Origin of the sequence: Caulobacter sp. SLTY (genome assembly GCF_009905535.1) — a bacterium.
GTDB lineage: Bacteria > Pseudomonadota > Alphaproteobacteria > Caulobacterales > Caulobacteraceae > Caulobacter.
Genome location: NZ_JAAALA010000003.1, coordinates 111,645 through 133,121, shown reverse-complemented (window position 1 = coordinate 133,121; position 21,477 = coordinate 111,645). Strand labels below are relative to the sequence as shown.

General features: G+C 69.6%; 14 protein-coding genes. 6 read left to right on the top strand and 8 right to left on the bottom strand.

Annotated elements, in window-relative coordinates:
* The first annotated feature begins 101 nt into the window (after positions 1 to 101).
* Together GVN21_RS02750 and GVN21_RS02745 are read left to right on the top strand one after the other, a co-directional pair.
* Positions 102 to 1,520 (top strand): amino acid permease, encoded by a 1,419-nt coding sequence (locus tag GVN21_RS02750; RefSeq protein WP_166573168.1) that lies wholly within the window; start codon positions 102 to 104, stop codon positions 1,518 to 1,520.
* 25 nt (positions 1,521 to 1,545) lie between these two features.
* Positions 1,546 to 2,271: a Crp/Fnr family transcriptional regulator gene (locus GVN21_RS02745; RefSeq protein WP_166573167.1), complete on the top strand. Its 726-nt coding sequence runs from the start codon at positions 1,546 to 1,548 to the stop codon at positions 2,269 to 2,271.
* A gap of 7 nt (positions 2,272 to 2,278) precedes the next feature.
* Here the strand turns inward: GVN21_RS02745 and GVN21_RS02740 are convergent, their stop codons facing one another.
* The 8 genes from GVN21_RS02740 to guaD form a co-directional block, all read right to left on the bottom strand.
* Positions 2,279 to 2,941 carry a Crp/Fnr family transcriptional regulator gene (locus GVN21_RS02740; protein ID WP_166573166.1) on the bottom strand — a complete coding sequence of 221 codons (663 nt, stop codon included), beginning with the start codon at positions 2,939 to 2,941 and terminating at the stop codon, positions 2,279 to 2,281.
* A 233-nt stretch (positions 2,942 to 3,174) separates the two neighbouring features.
* Complete coding sequence (locus tag GVN21_RS02735) at positions 3,175 to 4,113, bottom strand: type II secretion system F family protein (RefSeq protein ID WP_240902719.1); 939 nt, start codon at positions 4,111 to 4,113, stop codon at positions 3,175 to 3,177.
* 2 nt (positions 4,114 to 4,115) lie between these two features.
* Positions 4,116 to 5,084: a type II secretion system F family protein gene (locus tag GVN21_RS02730; RefSeq protein ID WP_166573165.1), complete on the bottom strand. Its 969-nt coding sequence runs from the start codon at positions 5,082 to 5,084 to the stop codon at positions 4,116 to 4,118.
* Positions 5,085 to 5,312: 228 nt separating this feature from the next.
* Positions 5,313 to 6,695, bottom strand: coding sequence for a CpaF family protein (locus GVN21_RS02725; protein ID WP_166573164.1), 1,383 nt, complete (start codon positions 6,693 to 6,695; stop codon positions 5,313 to 5,315).
* Between the two features lie 2 nt (positions 6,696 to 6,697).
* A complete protein-coding gene (locus GVN21_RS02720; protein WP_166573163.1) occupies positions 6,698 to 7,873 on the bottom strand; it encodes an AAA family ATPase in 1,176 nt (391 codons plus the stop codon).
* Positions 7,874 to 7,901: 28 nt separating this feature from the next.
* Positions 7,902 to 9,287, bottom strand: coding sequence for a type II and III secretion system protein family protein (locus GVN21_RS02715; protein ID WP_166573162.1), 1,386 nt, complete (start codon positions 9,285 to 9,287; stop codon positions 7,902 to 7,904).
* Positions 9,288 to 9,289: 2 nt separating this feature from the next.
* Positions 9,290 to 10,195, bottom strand: a complete 906-nt coding sequence (gene cpaB, locus GVN21_RS02710; RefSeq protein ID WP_166573161.1) for a Flp pilus assembly protein CpaB — start codon at positions 10,193 to 10,195, stop codon at positions 9,290 to 9,292.
* 209 nt (positions 10,196 to 10,404) lie between these two features.
* On the bottom strand, positions 10,405 to 11,700 hold the full coding sequence (gene guaD, locus GVN21_RS02705) for a guanine deaminase (protein ID WP_166573160.1): 1,296 nt from the start codon (positions 11,698 to 11,700) through the stop codon (positions 10,405 to 10,407).
* A 258-nt stretch (positions 11,701 to 11,958) separates the two neighbouring features.
* Here guaD and GVN21_RS02700 point away from each other — a divergent pair, with 258 nt between their 5' ends.
* The 4 genes from GVN21_RS02700 (at position 11,959) to GVN21_RS02685 (ending at position 21,442) form a co-directional block, all read left to right on the top strand.
* Entirely contained in the window at positions 11,959 to 20,070 is an 8,112-nt protein-coding gene (locus GVN21_RS02700) for a hypothetical protein (RefSeq protein WP_166573159.1), read from the top strand.
* Between the two features lie 118 nt (positions 20,071 to 20,188).
* Complete coding sequence (locus tag GVN21_RS02695; RefSeq protein WP_166573158.1) at positions 20,189 to 20,476, top strand: hypothetical protein; 288 nt, start codon at positions 20,189 to 20,191, stop codon at positions 20,474 to 20,476.
* A gap of 18 nt (positions 20,477 to 20,494) precedes the next feature.
* Positions 20,495 to 21,082, top strand: coding sequence for a hypothetical protein (locus GVN21_RS02690; RefSeq protein ID WP_166573157.1), 588 nt, complete (start codon positions 20,495 to 20,497; stop codon positions 21,080 to 21,082).
* Positions 21,083 to 21,442 carry a phage holin family protein gene (locus GVN21_RS02685; RefSeq protein ID WP_166573156.1) on the top strand — a complete coding sequence of 120 codons (360 nt, stop codon included), beginning with the start codon at positions 21,083 to 21,085 and terminating at the stop codon, positions 21,440 to 21,442.
* Positions 21,443 to 21,477: the final 35 nt, after the last annotated feature.

The window sequence follows — 21,477 nt, the reverse complement described above, 5'->3', positions numbered from 1 at the left end:
CGGGCGGAGGTTGGACCGGTTGCGCGGGCGCGCGCAAGCGGCCCCCTTTTCAATCACGCCAAAACAGCCGCATCCTCCGGCCCGAACCTGGGGAGGTCCACATGAGTTTCCTGACGCGGCGCAAGCCCATGGACGGCGGGTTCGTCGCCGACCACCACAAGCTGACCCCGACACTGGGCTGGCCGCACCTGATCGCCCTGGGCGTCGGGGCCATCGTCGGCACCGGCATCTACACCCTGATCGGCGTCGGAGCCGGGCTGGCCGGCCCGGGCGTGATGCTCAGCTTCGCCATCGCCGGGGCCGTCTGCGCCTGCGCCGCCCTGGCCTATGCGGAGATGGCCACCCTGATTCCGGCGGCGGGCAGCGCCTATACCTACAGCTATTCAGTGCTGGGCGAGGGCCTGGCCTGGATCGTCGGCTGGAGCCTGATCCTGGAATACACCGTGGTCTGCGGCGCGGTCGCCGCCGGCTGGGCCGGCCACGCGGCCGAGTTCGTCACCATCCCGGTCGATCCCAAATGGATGGCCTCCACCTTCGCCCTCACTGACGGCCAGCTCAGCTTCACCGGCGGCTTCAATCTCTTGGGCGCCTTCATCGCCATGGCCGTCGCCGGCCTGCTGCTGCTCGGCACGCGGGAGAGCGCCACGGTCAACATGGTGCTGGTGGTAGTGAAGCTCGCCGCCCTGGCCCTGTTCGTCGCCCTGGCCCTGCCGGCCTTCGACCCCGCCCACTTCACCCCCTTCATGCCGCAGGGCTTCAGCGGCGTGAACGCCGACGGGACCAAGGTCGGGGTGATGGCCGCCGCCTCGATCATCTTCTTCGCCTTCTACGGCTTCGACGCGGTCAGCACCGCCGCCGAGGAGACCAAGAATCCCGAGAAGAACCTGACCATCGGCATCGTCGGCTCGATGATCGCCTGCACCGCCATCTACATGATCGTGGCCGCCGCCGCGATCGGCGCGGTCCTGCCCGAGGTGTTCGCCAAGGCCGACGCGCCGCTGGTGTTCGTGATGGAGCAGCTAGGTCATCCGGGCATCGCGTTGGCCGTGGCGGCGGCGGCGGTCATCGCCCTGCCGACGGTGATCATGGCCTTCATGTATGGCCAGAGCCGGATCTTCTTCGTCATGGCCCGCGACGGCCTCCTGCCCGTCGGCCTGGCCAAGGTCTCCAAGCGCGGCGCCCCCAGCTTCGTCACCCTGATCACCGGCGTCCTGGCCGCGGTCCTGGCCGGCGTCCTGCCGCTGGGGGAGATCGCCGCCCTGGCCAATGCCGGCACCCTGGCCGCCTTCGTGGCCGTGCTGGTCTGCATGATGATCCTGCGGGTCAAGGCGCCGGAGCTGAAGCGGGTGTTCAAGACCCCGGTCTGGCCGGTCGTCGGGGTGGCCGGGGTGATCGGCTGCCTCTACCTGTTCACCACCCTGCCCAATACGGCGATCTGGGGCTTCTTCATCTGGAACGCCATCGGGATCGTGGTCTACCTGCTCTACAGTCGACGCAAGAGCGCCTTGGCGGGGACCTGAATCGACTTGGCGGCGTTAGTGCCGGATGGACCCCGCCGCCCCCCTGATCCGCCGGCTCGAGGCCCGCGACGATCTCAGCCCCGCCGAGCGCGAGGTGCTGTCCGGCATCGTCGATCGGATCGAGACCTACGCCCCGGGCCAGATCGTGGTCCCGGAGGGCAAGCCGTTGACCGAGAGCCAGCTGCTGGTCTCCGGCCTCTGCGCCCGGTCCAAGGCGATGGCGGATGGGCGCCGCCAGATCACCTCGCTGCACATCGACGGCGACTTCGTCGACCTGCACGGCTTCCTGCTCAAGCGGCTGGAGCATGACGTCGTGGCCATCTCGGCCATCCGCATGGCGATGGTGCCTCATGGCCGGTTGAAGGCCATCACCGAGCAGATGCCCCACCTGACGCGGATGCTGTGGCTGAGCACTCTGATGGACGCCGCCATCCACCGCGAATGGATCGTCTCGGCCGGCCGGCGCTCCGCCTCCGAACAGGTCAGCCACCTGCTCTGCGAGCTGTTCGTGCGCTACCAGGTGGTGGGAGGCGCCTCCGGCGACCGACTGGCCCTGCCCCTGACCCAGGAACAGCTGGCCGACGCCTGCGGCCTGACGCCCGTGCATGTGAACCGGGTGATCGGCCAACTTCGCGCCGAGGGCCTGATCGACTGGCGGCGCGGCGAGGTGGTGTTCAGCGACTTCGAGGGCCTTGCCCGCAAGGCCCAGTTCGACCCCGCCTACCTGATCCTCAACCACGAGCCTCGCTGAGCGCTGGTCAGGTCTGTGGACAGCCGCAGGCCAGGCGGACGATCCGCTCGCGGTCCAGGATCCGGATTCGCCCGCGCGCGTAGGCCAGGATGCCGGCATCCTTCAGCCGTGAGGCCAGTGCGGTGACCGTCGTGCGCTGCACCGCCAGCATATCGGCCAAGTCATCCTGGGTGACCAGGACCTCGGACCCGCCCATATGGGCCGCCAGCCTCAGCAGCAGCCGAGCCAGCCGCTGCTCGATCCGGTGGCGCGCGTAACAGGCCAGTTCCTCCTGCGACTCTGCCGTCTGGCCCGCCGCGACACCTGCCAGGATCAGGGCCAGGCCAGGCCGCTCGGCCGCCAGCCGGCGCAACCGGGCGCCGTCGGTGGTCAGGCCGACGACCTCGGTCAGGGCGGTCGCCGAATCGCAGACCCTGCCGGTCAGGGCGGCGCTCAGCCCGACAATCCCGCCGGGGCCGATCAGGGCGGCCAGCACGCCTTCGCCATCGGCCACCCCGGCGCTGCTGCGCATCAGGCCGCTGCGTGGAAACAGCAGCCCGGCGGTCTCGTCGCCCTGGATGTAGAAGGCCTCGCCCCGGCTCAGCGTCCGGGGCGCGCAGATGGCCCGAAGGGCGTCCTGGTCGGCGGACTCAAGTCCGGGAAGAAGCGGTGAAGAAGACTCGGCAAACAACGCGCCACCCAGTTCGGAACACTTTCCGAACGTCTAGCCTCGGCGCGGGGGCGGGCTCTCCAACATGGATCAAGCGGGCGCCGGATCGGCGAAACAAAGTCCCTTCGGCCGCTCAAAACTGCTTTGGGAGCCGAAGTTCCTTTGTCTGTCGCATCTCGACACTGCGCGCACCTGCGAGGTCTAGCGTTTGCGTGGCGCTTGCCCGATCCCGGCCCCACATGTCGGAACAGGCTCTAGCCGCCGCCGATCATGCTCTGGCTGATCCTGAACCCCGCCGGCAGCATCAGCACCCCCAACAGGCAGGGGAAGATGAACAGGATCAGCGGCACCATCAGCTTGGCCGGCAGGGCCATGGCCTTTTCCTCGGCCCGCAGCATCCGCTTGGCCCGCATGTCGTCCGAAAATACCGCCAAGGTCTCGCCGAGACTCGTGCCCATCTCCTCGGCCTGGCGCAGCATGGTGGCCAGGGCCCGGGCCTCGTCGATGCCCAGCCGGTCGGCGAACGCGCCCCAGGCCTCCTTGCGCGCCTTGCCGGCCCGCAGCTCCAGGGTCAGCACTCGCAGGTGCGCCGCCAGGTTGGGATAGCGCCGGCCCATCTCGTCGGCCACCCGGTGGACGGCGGCGTCCAGCGACAGCCCGGCCTCCACCGAGGCGACCAGCAGGTCGAGCATGTCCGGGAAGCCCTCGATATACTCCAGCTCGATCTTGCGCCGCCGGCCCTTCACCACCTGGTCGGGGCCTAGAATCGCCATCACCGCGAAGATCCCCGCCGCAGCGATCGCCGCCGGCCCACCGATGCCGCTCAGCGCCCAGGGCACGGTGAACAGGGTCGCCACCGTGGCGACGATCAGGCTGGCCCCCCGCGCGCCCAGATAGATGGCCACCGCCTCCCGCTGGTACCAGCCGGCCAGGATCAGCTTGGTGCGGATGTTGGAGATCTGGGCCGGATCCTGGATTGCCATCTTCTCGCCCAGCCGCTTGACCCCGCGCATCACCCCGCTCTCGGCCTTCTGGCCCGGCCGCGTGACAATGGTGTTCCCCGCCAGCCGCGCCTTGCGCTTGGCCGTGGTCCGCGCCTCGCGCAGCAGCATCATCCCGCCGCCGCCCACGCTCATGGCGATCAGGGCCGCGGCCGCATAGGTCAGGATCTGGTTGAACAGCAAGGGGTCCATGGTCAGATCCTCATGTCGATCATCTTGCGCATGACCATGTTGCCGATGAACATCCACACGCCCAGCACGGCCAGGCCGATCTGCACCGGCCGCTCATGGATCACCCCGCCATAGAAGCTGGGGCTGGCAAAGGTCAGGATGGCCAGGACCCCGAACGGTGCGCTGGTCAGGATGATGGCGCTGGCCCGGCCCTCCGAACTGGCGGCCTTGATCTTCAGCCGCATCTTGTGCCGCTCGCGAACGGCCTTGGCGTTCATCTTCAACAGGCCGGTCAGGTTGCCGCCGCTTTTTTCCTGCAGCCGGATGGTGGCCGCGAACAGGTCGATGTCCGGGTGGCGACAGCGGTCGGCGATGCGGCCGATGGCCTGCTCCAGGGTGGCGCCATAGGCGATCTCGTCCCCGGCCATGCCGAACTCGCTGCCCAGGGGATCGGGCATCTCCCGCCCAACCAGGGCGATGGCCGTCGGCACCGGATGCCCGGCCTCCAGGCTGCGGACGATGACCTCCAGGGCGTTGGGCAGCTGCAGCCCGATGGCCTTGGCCCGCGCCCCGGCCTTCAGCTTCAGGAACATGATCGGACCGATGATGGCCAACGCCGGCCCGATCCCGGCGGCGATCATCCAGTTCTTTGTCCACAGAAACACCAGGGCGCTGGCCAGGGCCCCGCCCAGCAACACCATCGGCAGGTGCTTCTTCAGCTGCACATTGACCCCCGAGCGGATCACCAGGTCGTTGAACCAGCCCAGCCCCCGGGTCACCTCCCCGTCGGCGCCCAGGCCCCGCTGCTTGCGCAGCTCCCCGACCAGCTGCTCCAGGCTGCCGGTCTTTTCCACCGTGGCCAGCCGCTTGTTGACCTTGCGCTTGGCGTGGCCCACCCGCGCCAGCCCGGTGATCGCCTGCACCCCGGTAAACACCGCCGCGAAGATCAGAATCAGGACCGCGAGCCGCGCGTCGAACTGGATCTCAGGCATGGCTTCCACCATCGACAACGCCGCCGTGAGAGTTCCCTTCTCCCCTCGCGGGAGAAGGTGTCGGCGAAGCCGACGGATGAGGGGGCGCACCGGCTTGTGACGCAGCCGGTCGTCTCCGCCTCATCGCAGCTTGACGACCTGGGAGCCCCCTCATCCGGCGCTTCGCGCCACCTTCTCCCGCGAGGGGAGAAGGGAGCCCAGAGGCGAACCCTTCAACCTCGGCCCCCCTCACAGCGCCCTCTGCGGGTCGAAGTTGGCCGTGTCGTACAGAATCCCCCGCCGGTTCATCTCGTCCAGGCATTTGGGCCTAAGCCCCGTCGCCCGGAACTCGCCGTGCACATTGCCCTCCGCATCCGTCCCGATGCGGTGGAAGGCGAAAATCTCCTGCATCTGCACCACCTGGCCCTCCATGCCGGTGATCTCCGACACGCTCATCACCTTCCGCTTGCCGTCCGACAGGCGCATGACCTGGACGATCATCCCCACGGCCGAAGCGATCTGCCCCCGGATGCTCTCGGGCGTCAGCTTCAGCCCCCCCATGGCCACCATCTGCTCCAGGCGGGTGATGGCGTCGCGGGGGGTGTTGGCATGGATGGTGGCCATCGATCCTTCGTGGCCGGTGTTCATCGCCTGCAGCATGTCGAAGGCTTCCTCGCCCCGAACCTCCCCCAGGATCACCCGGTCGGGCCGCATCCGCAGGGCGTTCTTGACTAGCTCGCGCTGGCGGATCTCGCCCTTGCCCTCGATGTTCGGCGGCCGGGTCTCCATCCGCACCACATGCGGCTGCTGCAACTGCAGTTCGGCCGCGTCCTCAATGGTGATCAGGCGCTCGCCATGGCTGATCGCCGCCGACATGGCGTTCAGCAGCGTGGTCTTGCCCGAACCCGTGCCGCCGCTGATCACCGTGGAGACCCGCGCCTTGATCGCCCCCTGCAGGAACTCCGACACACAGGCCGGCATGGCCCCCACGCCGACCAGCCGCTCGAAGCTCAGCGGCTTCTTGGAGAACTTCCGGATCGAGACACAGGCCCCGTCGATGGTGATCGGATAGATGGCGGCGTTGACCCGGCTACCGTCGGCCAGGCGGGCGTCGACCATGGGCGAGCTTTCGTCGATCCGCCGCCCCACCGCCGCGACGATCCGGTTGACGATGCGCAGCAGGTGGTCGTTGTCGCGGAAACGGACGGGGGTCAGCTCCAGCTCCCCGCGCCGCTCGACGTAAACCTGGTTGGGCCCATTGATCAGGATGTCGTTGATCGACTCGTCCTTCAGCAGCGGCTCGATCGGCCCCAACCCGACCATCTCGTCGAAAACCTCCGCCCCGATCTGGTCAAGCTCGAGGGTGTTGAGCGCGAGGCGCCCATCCTTGGCGAAGTCCCCGACCAGACGGCGCACCTGCCGGCGCATTTCGCCCTCGTCGAGCTCGCCCAGCTTGGAGAGGTCGATCTCCTCGATCAGCCGCGCGTGCAGCCGAAGCCGCATGTCCAGCAGTTCGTCGTCGATGGACCGTGTCCGGGCGGCCGGCGTCGGCGCCGCCTCCACCACCGTCAGGGCCGGCGCCGGTTCGGGGGCCTGGACGGCGGCTGCGCGGCGGAAGGAAAAGCGGCTCATCGTCAGGCTGCCTTGATGTGCGAATGCGGCACGGCGGCCAGCAGCCGGTCGACCAGGTCGTCCACATCCCTGGCGATGCGCGATTTCGGCCGATGGCTGCGGATCGGTCCGCCCAGGTTGACGCTGGCGGCGGCCGCCTCCCAGTCGCTGGTCAGCCCGCCCTCGGCCTTGCGGCCCAGCGCCTTCTCGGCCTCGGCGGTCGAGGGGGCCGGGCCGAACACTCGCTTGGCCAGGCGGTTGAGAACGATCCGGGGCAGGGGCCCGTCGTGCAGCTCCGCCTCCAGTTCGGAGACCAGGGCGCGGGCGGCCAGCAGGGCCGGCACAGTCAGTTCCGAAACCACCAGCAGGGCGTCCGACCCGGCCATCACATCGATGGTCCATCCGCGCCGATGACGCGGAGCGTCGATGATCACGAAGTCATAGACTTGGATGGCCACGTCCAGCACCCGCAGGATGGCCTCGGCCGAGGCCGTCTCGAAGCCGTGCGGGTCGCGGGCCTGGGCGATCAGGTCGAAGCCGCCGGGGGCCGGCGAGGCGAACACCTCCAGCAAGGCGGCGTCGATCCGCTCCGGCTCCTGGCTGGCCCGGCCCAGCATCATGTTGGCGCTGGCGCCCAGATAGGCGGCGGCGGCCCCGTCGGCGAGGTTCAGGTCGACCAGGGCCACCCGCTTCTGGCCCTGCGAGCGCTCGGCCAGGGCGGCGGCCAGCTCGATGGCCAGGGTCGTGGCCCCGGCCCCGCCGACCGCCCCGGTCACCGTCCAGCATCGTCCGCCGGTCGGGGCGGCGGGAACCACCAGGGTCTCGGCAGGCCGCAAGAGCAGTTGCGCCGCCTCGGCCAGTTCGCGCGGCCCGAACGGCGCCTCGACCACGTCGGCGCGCGGCAGCCGCAGCAGCCCCCGCACCAGCCCCGCCGACAGTCCGGCCCCGGCCAAGATGGCGGCCGGCGGTTGGGCCGCCTTGGCCAGGCCGGCGATCAGCTCGGCCAGGGCCACCGGATCGGCGCCCGACTCCAGGACCACCAGCTCCGGCTCATGGCCGGCCGGCCATTGGGCAGGCATGGCGTCCGGGACGGCCGTCTCCAACCGGGCCCCCTCGAAGGCGGCGCGGCAGGCCTGGGCGAGGGCTTCCCCCTCCGAACCCGACCCGACGACCAGGACGCGGCGATCGGCGAAACTCATGCGGATCTTTTCCTTCTGGTCTGAATGACTACTTCGTGGCCCCACCGGTCATGCTCAGCGGATCATCGCCCACCGGCTCGGTCATCGGCTGGTCCATCACCAAGCCTTCGAAGATCACATCGATGGCGGTCGGCTCGCGGGTGGCCAGCTGCGGATTGGGGGTCAGGGCGTGGCTCTGGCCGGCCGTGGTCAGCCGGGGGGTGACCAGGATCAGCAGCTCGGTCTCCTGCCGACGCCAGCGGCCCGAGCGGAACAGGGTCCCGATGATCGGGATGTCGCCCAGCCAGGGCACCTGCCGCGCGGAATTGACGTAGTCCTGCTGGAACATGCCGGCGACGGCGAAGCTCTCGCCGTCCTTCAGCTCGATGGTCGTGGAGGCGCGCCGCACCGTCAGGGCCGGCAGCTCATAGTTGCCCAATTTCAAGGTGTTGGTCGGGTCCAGCGCGCTGACCTCCGGCGCCACCTTCAGCCGGATCAGGCCGTTGTCCTGCACGGTCGGCGTGAACTTCAGGTTCACCCCGAACGGCTTGAACTCGATGCTGATCTCGCCCATCGCGTTGGGCACCGGATAGGGGAACTCGCCCCCGGCCAGGAAGGTCGCCTCCTCGCCGCTGATCGCCGCCAGATTGGGCCGCGCCAGGGTGCGGATGACGCCCTTCTCCTCCAGCGCCCGCAGGGTCATGTCGATGGTGGTCGGCCCGACATTGGTGCTGACCTGCAGGGTTCCGGTCGCAGGGTTGTTGCCGACCAGGCCGGAGCCGGTGGCGAAGATCACCCCACTGTTGTTCTGGATGGCCAGATTGATGCCGAAGTCCTTCAGGCTGTCGCGGCTGGCCTCCAGGATGCGGACTTCCAGCATCACCTGCTGGGCGGTCTCCACCGTGATGCTGCTGCTGACCGCGCCCGGCGCATAGCGTTCGGCGATGGCCTTGGCCCGCATGGCCACCGAGGTGGTGCTGACCCGTCCCGACAGCATCAGCCCGCCGGCCAAGTTGGTCACCAGGATCGGCTCGCCGGGCAGAGCGGCGGCGAGATCGGCCTGGATGCCGGTGATGTCGTGGCCGACCTTGACGTCGATCACCTCCACCAGCCGTTTCTGCGGGTCGTAGACCAGGATGTTGGTCGCCCCGAGCGTCTTGCCCCGGACGTAGATGCTGCGGTCGGTATTGGCGACGATCTCGGCAATGTCGGGCTGGGCGACCACGATCTGGCCCGCCGGGCTGGCCAGTCGGAAGGCCGTCGACTTGTCCTTCGCCACGGTGATCCCCCGGCTCGGCGCCGCGTCGGTGGTGAAGCTGGGGAAGTCGACGTCGTTGAGAACGCCGCTGGAAATGTTGGGTCCCACCGACTGGGCGGCTGCGGGACAGGCGGCCAGGGCCATCACGGCGCCGGCGGTCAGGAGCAGGGCGCGCATGATCAATAGACTCCCGTGCGGTCGGCGGGCACCTGGACCGTCTTGCGGTCCGAGCCCTGCACGACGGTCAGGCTACGTTCGTTGGAGGGGGCGGCCGCGGCCGACGCGCGCGGCGCCGGCCGTCGGACCGGACTGGCGGCGGGGGCCGGGGCCCCCATCAGGGTCAGAGTCTTGATCGGCTTGGGCTGTTCGATCTCCACCGCCCCGGTGCGGCGCAGCGCCAGGCTCAGCCGGCCGACCTCGGCCGAGGCGGCCAGCTTGGCGGCGTCCTCCAGGTTGACCTCGAGGGTGGCGGTCTTGGGGATGAACTTGTCGACGTTGGCCGGGTCGGCCACCATGTCCATGCCCAGCACCTTGACGTTCTGCAGCACCGCCCCGCTGACGATCACCTTGCCGGTGGCGCCCTCGGGCTTGAAGCCGGGGCCCACCGGCTCCATGGCCAGCATGACGTCCACATGGTCGCCGGGGGTCACATGGCCGCCGCCGCCGCTGACGTCGGTCACCTGTATGGTATAGGCTCGCATCCCCGGCCCGATCACCGCGGCCACATTGGCCTTGACTCCGCCGCCCGACAGCTTGGCCGGCAGCAGGGGCTCCCGCGCCGTGATCCGCGCCAGGGTGACGGGCGATCCGCCGTCCAGCAGGGTGACCTGCTCGATGCTGCTATAGGCGCCCTGCGGCACGGCGTCCTTGGGCAGCTTCAGGACGATCAGGTCCTTGTCGGTGACCTTGACCCCGAAGCCGATGTCGTTGCGGGCGGCGACCACCGGGACCAAGTTCTGTACCGGCGCCGCGGCCACTTGCCCCTGGCCGGTCTGGCCAGCCGGCAACATGGTCTTGGCGACCACCAGGGCGCCGACGCCCAGCAGGGCGGAAGCCCCCAGGCTCACGATCGTGGCGACTCGCATTTTGCGTAACCCCGAAGACCCGATCCCGCCATCGCGGAATCCCCGAATTGACCGGTAGGGTTACGGGCGTCGGCTTAGGATATGTTCAATGGATACAGTAAAGCAGCGTACACCTTGTTCGAAGCGACGACATGGTTATCAGAAATAAACTTCTCAACCGTGCCGATTATCTAAATCTTTCAAACAACCGCCACCTTCCCCGGCAGCGGCTACGGGATGCGTGAATGCGCCAGCCGCCCCGTCAGGTAGGTGCGCTCCACCACCCGCTCGTCGCCCAGCACCATCAGCGCGAACAACCGCTCGGCCAGCGACCCCGCACCTGTCCGCCGGGCCAGCGCCGGCGTCGCCGCCGGGTCCAGCACCACGAAGTCCGCCTCCAGCCCAGGCTCGAATGCCCCGATCCGATCAGCCAGCCCCAAGGCCTCCGCCCCCGCCCGCCCGGCCAGGTAGAGGCCGGTCAACGGATCGAGCCGCGTTCCCTTCAGCTGCCCCACCTTCCAGGCCTCGGCGGCCGTGGTCAGCAGGCTGTAGCGGGTGCCCGCCCCGACATCGCTGCCCAGCGCCACCTTCACCCCATGGGCCCGCGTCCGCTCCAGGTCGAACAGCCCGCTGCCCAGGAACAGGTTGGAGGTCGGGCAGAAGGCGCAGGCGCAGCCGGCCTCGCCCATCCGCCCAAGCGCCCGGTCCTCGACATGGATGGCGTGGGCGAACATCGAGCGGGGGCCGACCAGGCCGAACCGGTCATAGACGTCCAGATAGTCCGCCGCCTCGGGAAAGGCCGCCCGGGTGGCCTCGATCTCGGCCAGGTTCTCCGACAGATGGGTCTGCATCCAGGTGTCGGGATGCTCGGCCAGGATCCGGCCCGCCATCGCCAGCTGCTCGGGCGACGAGCCCAGGGCGAATCTCGGCGTCACCGCGTAGCCCAGCCGTCCCCGGCCCCGCCAGGCGCGAATCAGCGCCACCGTCTCCTCCGCCCCGCCTTCGACCGAATCGCGCAGCCCCTCCGGCCCCCGGTCCATCAGGCATTTGCCGGCGATCAGCCGCATGTCCTGCCGAAGCGCCTCCTCGAACAGCGCGTCGACCGAGGACTTGTGCACCGAGCCGTAGACCATGGCCGTGGTCGTGCCGTTGGCCAGCAGGCTGCCGACGAATCGCCCCGCCGCGTCCTTGCAGTGGGCCGGATCGGCGAAGGCCCGCTCGGCCGGGAAGGTGTAGCGCTCCAGCCAGTCGAGCAGCGCCCCGCCCGGCGAGGCCATCATGTCCAGCTGAGGGAAATGGACATGGGCGTCGACGAAGCCGGGGGTGATGATCCGGCCGGGCAGGGTCTCGATGGGAACGTCTGGCGGGAGACCCTGCGACAACTCGCCACAGGGACCCGCCGCGACCACCCGTCCGTCCTCGACCAGCAGCAGTCCGTCGGGGACGTGGCGCAGCGCCTCTTCGTCAGCCGTCGGATCGCCCAGCGTCCAGACCAGCTCGGCGCGCCATCCTCGAAGCCCGGTCATGTCCTCGTCCATCGTCCAGAGCGACCCTTGGGTATCCCTATCACGGGCCACGTCAGGGCGCCGACCGATCGATTACCCGCTGTGGGTGAACTTTCGCGTTTCGGGCGATTCACCCCCCCAACATGGGGTGAATGGCCGAAAAAACCCGATAGACGCGCGCCAAACTCGCGCCTAGTTTCAGATAACGTGGGTAACTGGGGGCGGCGTGTGATCGCGCGCGTCCCTTCACAAAATAGCAAACCTGAGGGGGTTCGCCCGATGTCCGTTTCCAAGTCTTCGCGCCGTCGCGTATCGCTGCTCGCCAGCTCTTCGCTTGTCGCGGCCAGCCTGCTGGCGGGTGTCGCGGGTGTCTCCGCCCTTGCCGTGGCGCCGGGCGTCGCCCTGGCCGCCGACGAATGCGGCGACCCCTCTGCCAACGGCGCCGCCCCCGACGCGCTGAACTGCGCCGCCGGTCCCTACGTGACCATCGACTATTCGACCACGACCAACGGCAGCCTGTTCCTGCAGCTTCAGGACGGGGTCACCGTCGCCAACGGCATCGTCATCGCGGGCAACGCCGGCGAGATCATCAGTGTCCGCCCTGTGACCGTGGTTCCCGACGCCGGGGACATCGTCGTGCTCAACGCCGGCGGAGCGGCCTTCGACGTGTCCGGCCAGGGCGCGATCGTCAACGTCGACCTGCGCACCGGCGACACGGGCGACCAGCCGCTCGTCGTGGGCGTCACGGGGATTGAAGCGACCAACACCGTTGGCGCCACTGAAGTCCACATGAACGGCGGCTCGTTGATCTCGACCGGGGGCGTCGGCATCAACGCCGAGGGCGTGACCGACGTCGACGTGACCCTGCTGTTCGGCACCAACGTCAACGCCACGGGCGGCTACGCGGTCATCGCCGACGCCAGCGCCGGCGACGCCTCGATCGCGGCCGGCGGCACCTTCGTGGGCGACGGCGGTATTGCCACGGTCGCCGGTGGGGCCGGCAACGCCTACACATTCGTCCAGTTCGGCGCGAGCGTGAGCGGCACCGACGGCTTCTCCTACGGCGCCTTCGCCCAGGCCACTGGCACGGGCAACGCCGAAGTCTTCGTGCAGGGCACGGTCGCTGACGGCGGCGTTGGCGTCTTCACCAGCAGCGGCACGGCCAGCCTGACCGGCTACGGCACGATCACCATGACGGGCGCCTTCGACGGCGCCGAGATGTCCACCACCTCGGGGGCCATCAACGTCGACTTCACCGGCGACATCACCGGTGCGGTCGCCGACGGCCTCGACACCTTCACCGACAGCGGCACGACCACCATCGTCCTGGGCGGCACGGTCAGCGGCGGGGACAACGGCGTCGAAGCCAGCAGCAACACCGGCAATATCTCGGTCACCGTCAACAACGCGACCGGCACGACTGGCGACGGCGTGAACGTCGTTACCGGCGGCGCGGGCTCGGTCGTGGTGACCGGCGCCGTCAGCGGCGTCGACGGCGTGGACGTCACCACCAGCGGGGCGGGTAACGCCACCATCGAGGTTGCGGCCGGCGGCTCGGTCGCCACCAACGGCCTCGGCTTCGGCGCGGTCGCGACCACGAACGGCTCGGGCAACGCGGTGCTGATCATCGGCGGCGACGTGCTCGAGGGCGGCGTCGGCGCCTTCGCCAACGGCACGGGCGGCGTGGACGTCTCCGGCGCGGGCTCGATCAACTCCACCGCTTTCGCGGCGGTCGTCACCACCAGCGGCGACGGCGCGACCGGCATCAACCTGACCGGCCCCATCACCGCGGGCGGCGACGGCATCAACGCCGTGACCGCCGGCGGCGGCCTGACCATCCAGACCGGTGGCGACATCCAGGCGGGCGGCGACGGCATCGACGCCTCCAGCGCCACGGGCGCGGTCAGCGTCACCACCACGGGCGGCCAGATCACCTCGGCCGGCGCTGGCATCCTGGCCAGCTCGGGCGGCTCGGTCACCATCGACAGCGCCGCCACGATCACCGCCACCGGCACGGGCATCGACGGCTCGACCACCGGCGCGGACCTGCTCAGCATCACTGTCAGCGGCGCGACCAGCGGCGCCACCGGCCTCAGCGCCGTGGCGACCGGCACGGGCGCCGTCGATATCTCCACTGGCGCCGGCGGCGCGATCACCGGCACGGCCGGCGACGGCATCGTGGCCAGCACCACCAGCGGCCTGCTGTTCGTCAATCAGGTGGGCGCGGTCAGCGGCACGGACGACGGCATCGAGCTGGACACCGTCGACGGCGGTATCCTGGCCTTCACCGGCCCGGGTAACATCACCGGCGGCGCGGGCTCGGGCATCGACGCCCTCAGCACCGGCGCGGGGGCCATCACGATCATCGACTTCGGCTCGACGATCAGCGGCACGACCGGCGTGGTGGCCGCGGCCACCGGCACGGGCGATGTCGGCCTGTCCCTGAACGCGGTCACCGGCACGGGCGGCAACGCCATCACCGCCTCGGCTACCAGCGGCACGGTCACCGTGATCGCGGGCGGCGCGGTCACCTCCAACGGCGGCAGCGGCATCGTCGCGACCACCAGCGGCGGCGGCGCGGTCAGCGTCAGCGGCTCGGGCGACATCGAGGCCACCACGGCCGGCATCCTGGCCCAGACGGCCGGCGGTGACGTCACCATCAACTACACCGGCAACGTCGGCGCCGTGACCGCCGTCAATGGCGACGGCGTGCTGGGTGAAATCACCGCAGGCACGGGCGACATCAGCGTCACCGTGGTCGGCGACGTCAACGCCCTGGGCGGCGGGACCTATGAAGTCGGCGTGGCCGGGGTGCACCTGGGCACGGACGGCGACGTCAGCGTCGGCTACCAAGGCACGCTGGCCGGCGCTCCGCCGGTCGGCGTCGGGGCCGGCATCTTCAACGCGGCCAACGGCGGCAACGCCACGGTCGTCATCGGCGATGGCTCCAGCATCACCGCCGGCTCGATCGGCGTAACCGCCCAGACCTCCGGTAGCGGCGACGCCACCGTCACCCTGGGCGCCGGCGTCACCATCGATCCGGATGACTACGGGGTCTCCTCCATCTCGGGCGGCGGCGACGCTACCGTTACCTCGGGCGCGGGCCTGACTGTCGTGGTCGGCAACACCGACGCCGACGGCACCGCTTTCGGCGTCTATGCCGAAAGCGGCGCGGCGGCCGACAACGCGGTCGGCGACGAGGCGGTCGAGATCAACATCGGCGCCAACGCCAGCATCACCATCGACGACGGCGCGGCGGGTGACGCCGACGGGGCCGGCGGCATCTTCGGCGTGGCCACCGGCGCGGATGGCTCGGTCGATATCGATGTCGCCAACGGCCTGAGCGTGCTGATCACCGGCAACAGCGCGGTGGGCGTCGGCGGCTCCACCGACGGCGGGGATATCTTCATCAACACCGGCACGGGGGTCATCGACATCCTCGGCCTCGACAACACCGACACGGCCGGGAACTACCCGGGTTCGGCCGGCGTCGCGGGCCTGTCGACCACCGGCAGCGTCACCATCAATAACGCCGCCAATATCTTCGTGAACAACGGCGCGCTCGATGCGGTCGGCGTCATCGCGAGCACCGGCGGGGCGGGCAACGCGGCCGTCACCAACAGCGGCCAGATCCTGTCCAGCGACAACGGCATCAATGTCGATGCGATCGACGGCTTCGGCTTTGTCAGCAACACCGGCGTCATCGGAGCGGTCAACAACGGCATCGTCGTTGAATCGACCGGCCTCGGCCTTTCCGAGGTCTACAACTTCGCCAACATCACCACGCTGACCGGCACCGGCATCGGGGTCAGCAACACCGGCGCGGGCGGCTACGTGTTCGTCGCCAACAGCGGCGAACTGAACACCGGCTTCGACGGCATCGCGGTCGGCAACGGCAACGCCGCCAGCACCGGCATCGTCCAGGTCAACAACAGCGGGGCGATCAACGCCAATCTGAACGGCGGCGGCGGCTACGGCATCTTCGCCACCCAGGCGGGCACCGGCGGCATACTGATCGACAACAGCGGCGCGATCGGCGGCTCGGCGGTGAACGGCATCTTCGCCGTCAGCACCGGCACGTCCGGCGGGATCACCATCTTCAACACCATCGGCGGCATCGGGACCGCCGGCGATCCGGTCAACGCGAACGGCATCTTCGCCCAGGCCACCAACGGCGCCTCGGTCAACATCCAGGCGACCGGCGGTCCGATCTGGGCGGTGACCTCGGGCATCACCGGCATCTCCAACTCCACCGGCGGGGTGCAGATCTTCACCGGCTCGACCAGCACCATCAACACCACCGGTGTCGGCTCGAACGGCATCCTGGCGACCGGCGCCAGCACCGGCCTGGTCCAGGTGGCCAACAACGCCGCCATCAATTCCGCGGGGAACGGCATCAACGCCTCCAGCGCCGGCGGCACGCTCAACGTCGGCAACGCCGGCGCGATCACCGCCACGGGCGGCGACGGCATCGTCAGCAGCAACACCGTCGGGACCTCGACCGTCTTCACGACGGCCGGCGCTGCGGTGAGCGGCAGCGACGACGGCATCGAGGTCACCAGCACCACCGGCCTGGTCGACATCGACACGGCCGGAACGGTCTCGGGCGGGGATGACGCCATCTTCGTCTCCACGACCACCGGCGCGGTCGATATCGACACCCTCGCGGCCCTCACGGCCGGCGACACCGGCATCTTTGTGGTGTCCACGGGCGGTGGCGCGATCACCATCGACACCGGGGCGGCCTCGACCATCACCGCCACGGCGGGCGACGGCATCAACGCCAGCACGGCGGGCGGCGCGGTGACGGTCGTGACCCGCGCAACCATCGGCGCGGGCGGCGACGGCATCAACACCTTCAGCAGCGGCGGCCCCGTTTCGGTGACCAGCATCGCGGCCGTCACCGGCGGCAGCGACGGCATCGTGGCCACCAGCAACGGCGGCACGGTCAATGTCGGCGTCTCCGCGGCCATCACCGGCAACGGCGGTGACGCCATCCGGACGACCGCCACCAGCGGCGCCACCACCATTCTGACGGTGGCCGGCGGCAATCTGGTCGGCAGCGATGACGGCATCGACGCCTTCAGCATCACCGGCGGGATCGACATCGACACCACCGGCACGATCGGCGCGGGCGACACGGGCATCCTCGCGGTCGCTTCCGGCGCCGGGGTGATCACCATCGACACCCTGGCCGGCTCGACCATCACCGCCACGGCGGGCGATGGCATCAACGCCAGTTCCGGCGGCGGTTCGGTGACGGTCGTCACCCGCGCTGTCATCGGCGCGGGCGATGACGGCATCGACGCCTCCAGCACCGGCGGCAACGTTGCGGTCACCAGCATTGCGGCCGTCACCGGCGGCAGCGACGGCATCGTGGCTGGCAGCACCGGCGGCACGGTCAACGTCGGCGTCTCGGCGGTCATCACCGGCAACGGCGGTGACGCGATCCGCACCAGCAGCACCACGGGCGCCACCACCATCCAGACGGCGGCCGGTGGCAATCTGGTCGCTACCGACGACGGCATCGACGCCTCCAGCACCACCGGCGGGATCGACATCGACACCACCGGCACGATCGGCGCGGGCGACACGGGCATCCTCGCGGTCGCTTCCGGCGCCGGGGTGATCACCATCGACACCCTGGCCGGCTCGACCATCACCGCCACGGCGGGCGATGGCATCAACGCCAGCTCCGGCGGCGGTTCGGTGACGGTCGTCACCCGCGCCGTCATCGGCGCGGGCGATGACGGCATCGACGCCTCCAGCACCGGCGGCAACGTTGCGGTCACCAGCATCGCGGCTGTCACCGGCGGCAGCGACGGCATCGTGGCCGGCAGCACCGGCGGCACGGTCAACGTCGGCGTCTCGGCGGTCATCACCGGCAACGGCGGTGATGCGATCCGCACCAGCAGCACCACGGGCGCCACCACCATCCAGACGGCGACCGGCGGCAACCTGGTCGCTACCGACGACGGCATCGACGCCTCCAGCACCACCGGCGGGATCGACATCGACACCACCGGCACGATCGTTGCCGGCGACGTCGGCATCCTGGCGGCGGCCTCCGGCGCCGGGGTGATCACCATCGACACCCTGGCGGGCTCGACCATCACCGCCACGGGCGACGGCATCAACGCCAGCTCGGGCGGTGGCGCGGTGACCATCGTCACCAACGCCACGGTCGGCGCCGGCGCGGACGGCATCCAGGCGGCGACCACCGGGGCTGCCCTGACGGTGACCAACAACGCCACGGTCACCGGCGGCGCCAACGGCATCCTGACCAGCAACGGCGGGACCGGGACCACGGCGGTCAACGTCAACCAGAACGTCACGGCCACGGGCGCCGGCGCGGCGGCGATCAACGCCTCCACGACGGGCACGGGGGCCATCACGGTCGCCATCGCCAACGGCCGGACCATCCAGGACGTCAATGGCAGCGCCATCCGCACCACCTCGGGCGGCGGCGCGGTGACCATCGGCACCGGCACGGGCTCGACCATCGTCGGGGCCGGCGCGGGGGCCACCTCCTGGGTCGTCGACCTGAACAACGCCGCGGGCGGGACCACCACCCTGAACATCGGCGCGGGCACGACGGTGCGGTCGACCGACAACACCATCACCGGCTACGACGACCTGGCCATCCGGGGCATCGGCGGCAGCGTGATCGTCAACAACGCCGGCCGCATCAACGGGCGGGTGAACTTCGCGGGCCTGACGGGCAACGTGGTGTTCAACAACAGCTCGGTGACCAGCTGGCACACCACCGGCGCTTCCACCTTCAGCGCCGGCGCGGACGTGCTCAACAACACGGGCGCGATCTTCACCAACGCCAACGGCGTGGCGACCAGCTTCGACTTCGGGGCCGGGGCCGACACCTTCACCAACAGCGGCCTGCTGGTGGTGGGCGAACCGACCCTCGGCGCCTCGACGCTGACCATCAGCAACCTGGAGACCTGGAACAACAGCGGCCGGATCGTCTTCGGCTCCAGCGGCACCACCCTCACGGCGGTGTCCGACGCCCAGATCAACGACCGCATCCTGGCCTCGGGCGCGACCTTCACCGGTTCGGGCTCCAGCCTGCTGGTGATGGACGCGGACCTCGGCCCGACGACCCAGACCAGCTGCGCGGTCCTGGCCGCCGCCGACTGCCTCAGCCTCACCGGCGGCAGCACGGCCGGCTCGACCTCGATCCTGGTCAACGACGTCAGCGCCAACGCCTTCGGGGCCTTCAACCCGACCGGCATCGTGCTGGTGGATGTCTCCGGCGCCGGGACCACCGCGGCGACCCACTTCTCGCTGAACGCGGCGTCCGACTTCTGGCGCGCCGACCTCAACTCGGCGGACGGGGTGCTGGACAAGGGCCTGTTCTTCTATGACCTGACCCTGAACGGCAACAAGCAGCACGTCCTGGTCGGTCTGCCCGACGGTGAAGCCTTCGAGTTCACCACCCTCGGCCAGGCGGTCCAGAGCATCTGGTACACCACCACCGGTTCGTGGTTCGAGCGCCAGGCCGACCTGCGCAGCCAGCTGGGCGGGATCGACGGCAACGGCGCCGGTATCTGGGTCAAGATCGCCGGGTCTGCCGCCGAGCGCGACCTGGTCAACAGCTACGACCTGTTCGGGGTGACCTACAGCTTCGACACCTCCTACGACCAGTCGACGGTCGCCCTGATCGCCGGCCTGGACTTCATGGGCGGCGGTTCGGGCAAGGCCTGGGTCATCGGCGGCCAGGTCGGCTTCGTGGACAGCGACGTCAACTTCGACGCCTCGCCGACCCTTACCTCGTTCGACGGCATGACCTACGGCCTGTACGGCAGCTACGTCTCGGGCGCCTTCTTCGTCGACGGCATCCTGAACGGCAACTCGCTGGACTATAACCACCAGGCCGTCACCCTGGCTCCGGCCGGCTCGAACATCTTCTCGGGTTCGGTCGACAGCCTCGGTGTCCAGGTCGAAGGCGGCTGGTCGATGCCGATCGGCGCCAACGGCTTCTTCGAGCCGATCGGTTCGCTGTCCTACCTGAACTCCGAGATCGATGCGGTGTCCGTCCCCGGCGCCGACATCGTCTGGGACGACCAGACCAGCTTCCGCGTCAGCCTCGGCGGCCGGATCGGCCTCAACGCCGATCACGGGACCTTCTCCAGCAAGTGGACCCTGGTGGCCCGCTACTGGAACGAGTTCGAGGGCGACAACGGCCTGCTGATCGACTCGGCCGGTCCGGACCTGACGATCAACGACGACTTCTCCGGCTCGTTCGGTGAAGTCGGCGGCACGATCAACGTCTTCGGGGCTGACGACCGGTTCAGCGCCTTCCTGAACCTGGGCGTCAAGTTCAAGGACGACTACCAGTCGACCGACGCCAGCCTCGGCCTGCGCTGGCGCTGGTAGGCTCCAGGCCTGACCAACACGTGGACGGGCCGGTCATCTGACCGGCCCGTCTGCGTTTTGACCCACCATCCATCAACCGCGGGCGATCGAACGACCCGCATCGTCCGGAGGAACACCCATGGCCAAATCCACGCCCGCCCCGTCGGCGACTCCCGTCCCCACCTATATCGACCGTCCCGAACTGGCCGAGACCTTCGCCGACAAGGCCCACCGCATGACCTTTGACGGCCGCACCCTGCGCATCGAGTTCTGTGTCGAACGGGCCGATGACGTCGGCGCCAAACAGGCCCGCCCGGTCTGCCGCCTGGTGCTCGACCTGGACGGGGCGGTTGATCTGTTCAACAAGATCAATACGCTCCAGTCGGCCATGGAAAGCCGGGGTGTCATCCGCCGCGACGCCGCCTGAGCCCTATCGGAGAATCCCGTGATCAAGACCGTTTCCCTGGGCCTGGCCCTCACCGTCCTGGCGGCGGGCGTCGTCGCAGCCCAGCAGCCGAAGGCGGCTCCGGCTCCGGCCGGCAAGGCCCCTTCGGCGGCCGCCCCGACTCCGACGCCGGCCGCCCCGGTCGTGCCGCTCGGCCCCCCGCGGGCCTTCCCCGGCTACAGCCAGCCGGAGATCCCACCTGCCGCCTGCCGGGTGATCAGCCAGACCCAGGCGATGTGCACCATCCCCGCCATGACCGCCGGCCGCTACATCGCCCGCGCCACCGGCACCTCGACCTCCCAGGGCGAGGGCGCGACCCAGGCCCTGGCGATCCAGGTCGGGGCCCGCGCCTGCGGCGGCACGGTGATCCGCCGGTCCAGCCCCCAGGCCCCCTGGCTCAGCGGGGCCAAGACCCTGGTCGCGGTCTGCGATTTCACGGTGCTCAGCGACCGGCCGGTGCAGGTGATCGTCAGCTATGCCGACGCCAAGGCGACCCGCGACGCCAAGGGTCCGACCCTGAGGATCGAACGCGCCCCCTGGGACGGCGTCATCTCGGCCCAGATCTCGGCGCCGGAGCAGCCGCAGTAGATGCTCCGCTTCCTCGTCCAGTTCGCCTTCACCGTCGCCGGCTTCTGGCTGGCCCAGCAGTGGGTTCCCGGCATCGACACGGCAGGCTGGCCCAGCCTGCTGATCGCCGCCTTCCTGCTCGGTATCGCCAATGCCATCGTCAAGCCGATCCTGGTGGTGATCACCTTCCCGATCACCCTGGTCACCTTCGGCCTGTTCCTGCTGGTCATCAACGCGGCGGTGCTGGGGCTGGTCGGCTTGGTGATGAAGGGCTTGGTGGTCGACGGCTTCTGGCCGGCCTTCTGGGGCGCCATCGTGATCGGCGTCTGCAGCTGGATCGGCGACAAGCTGGTCGGCGAGGCGCAAGGCGGGAAATCATGATCCCTCGTCATCCCGGCCGGAGCGCGTAGCGCGGA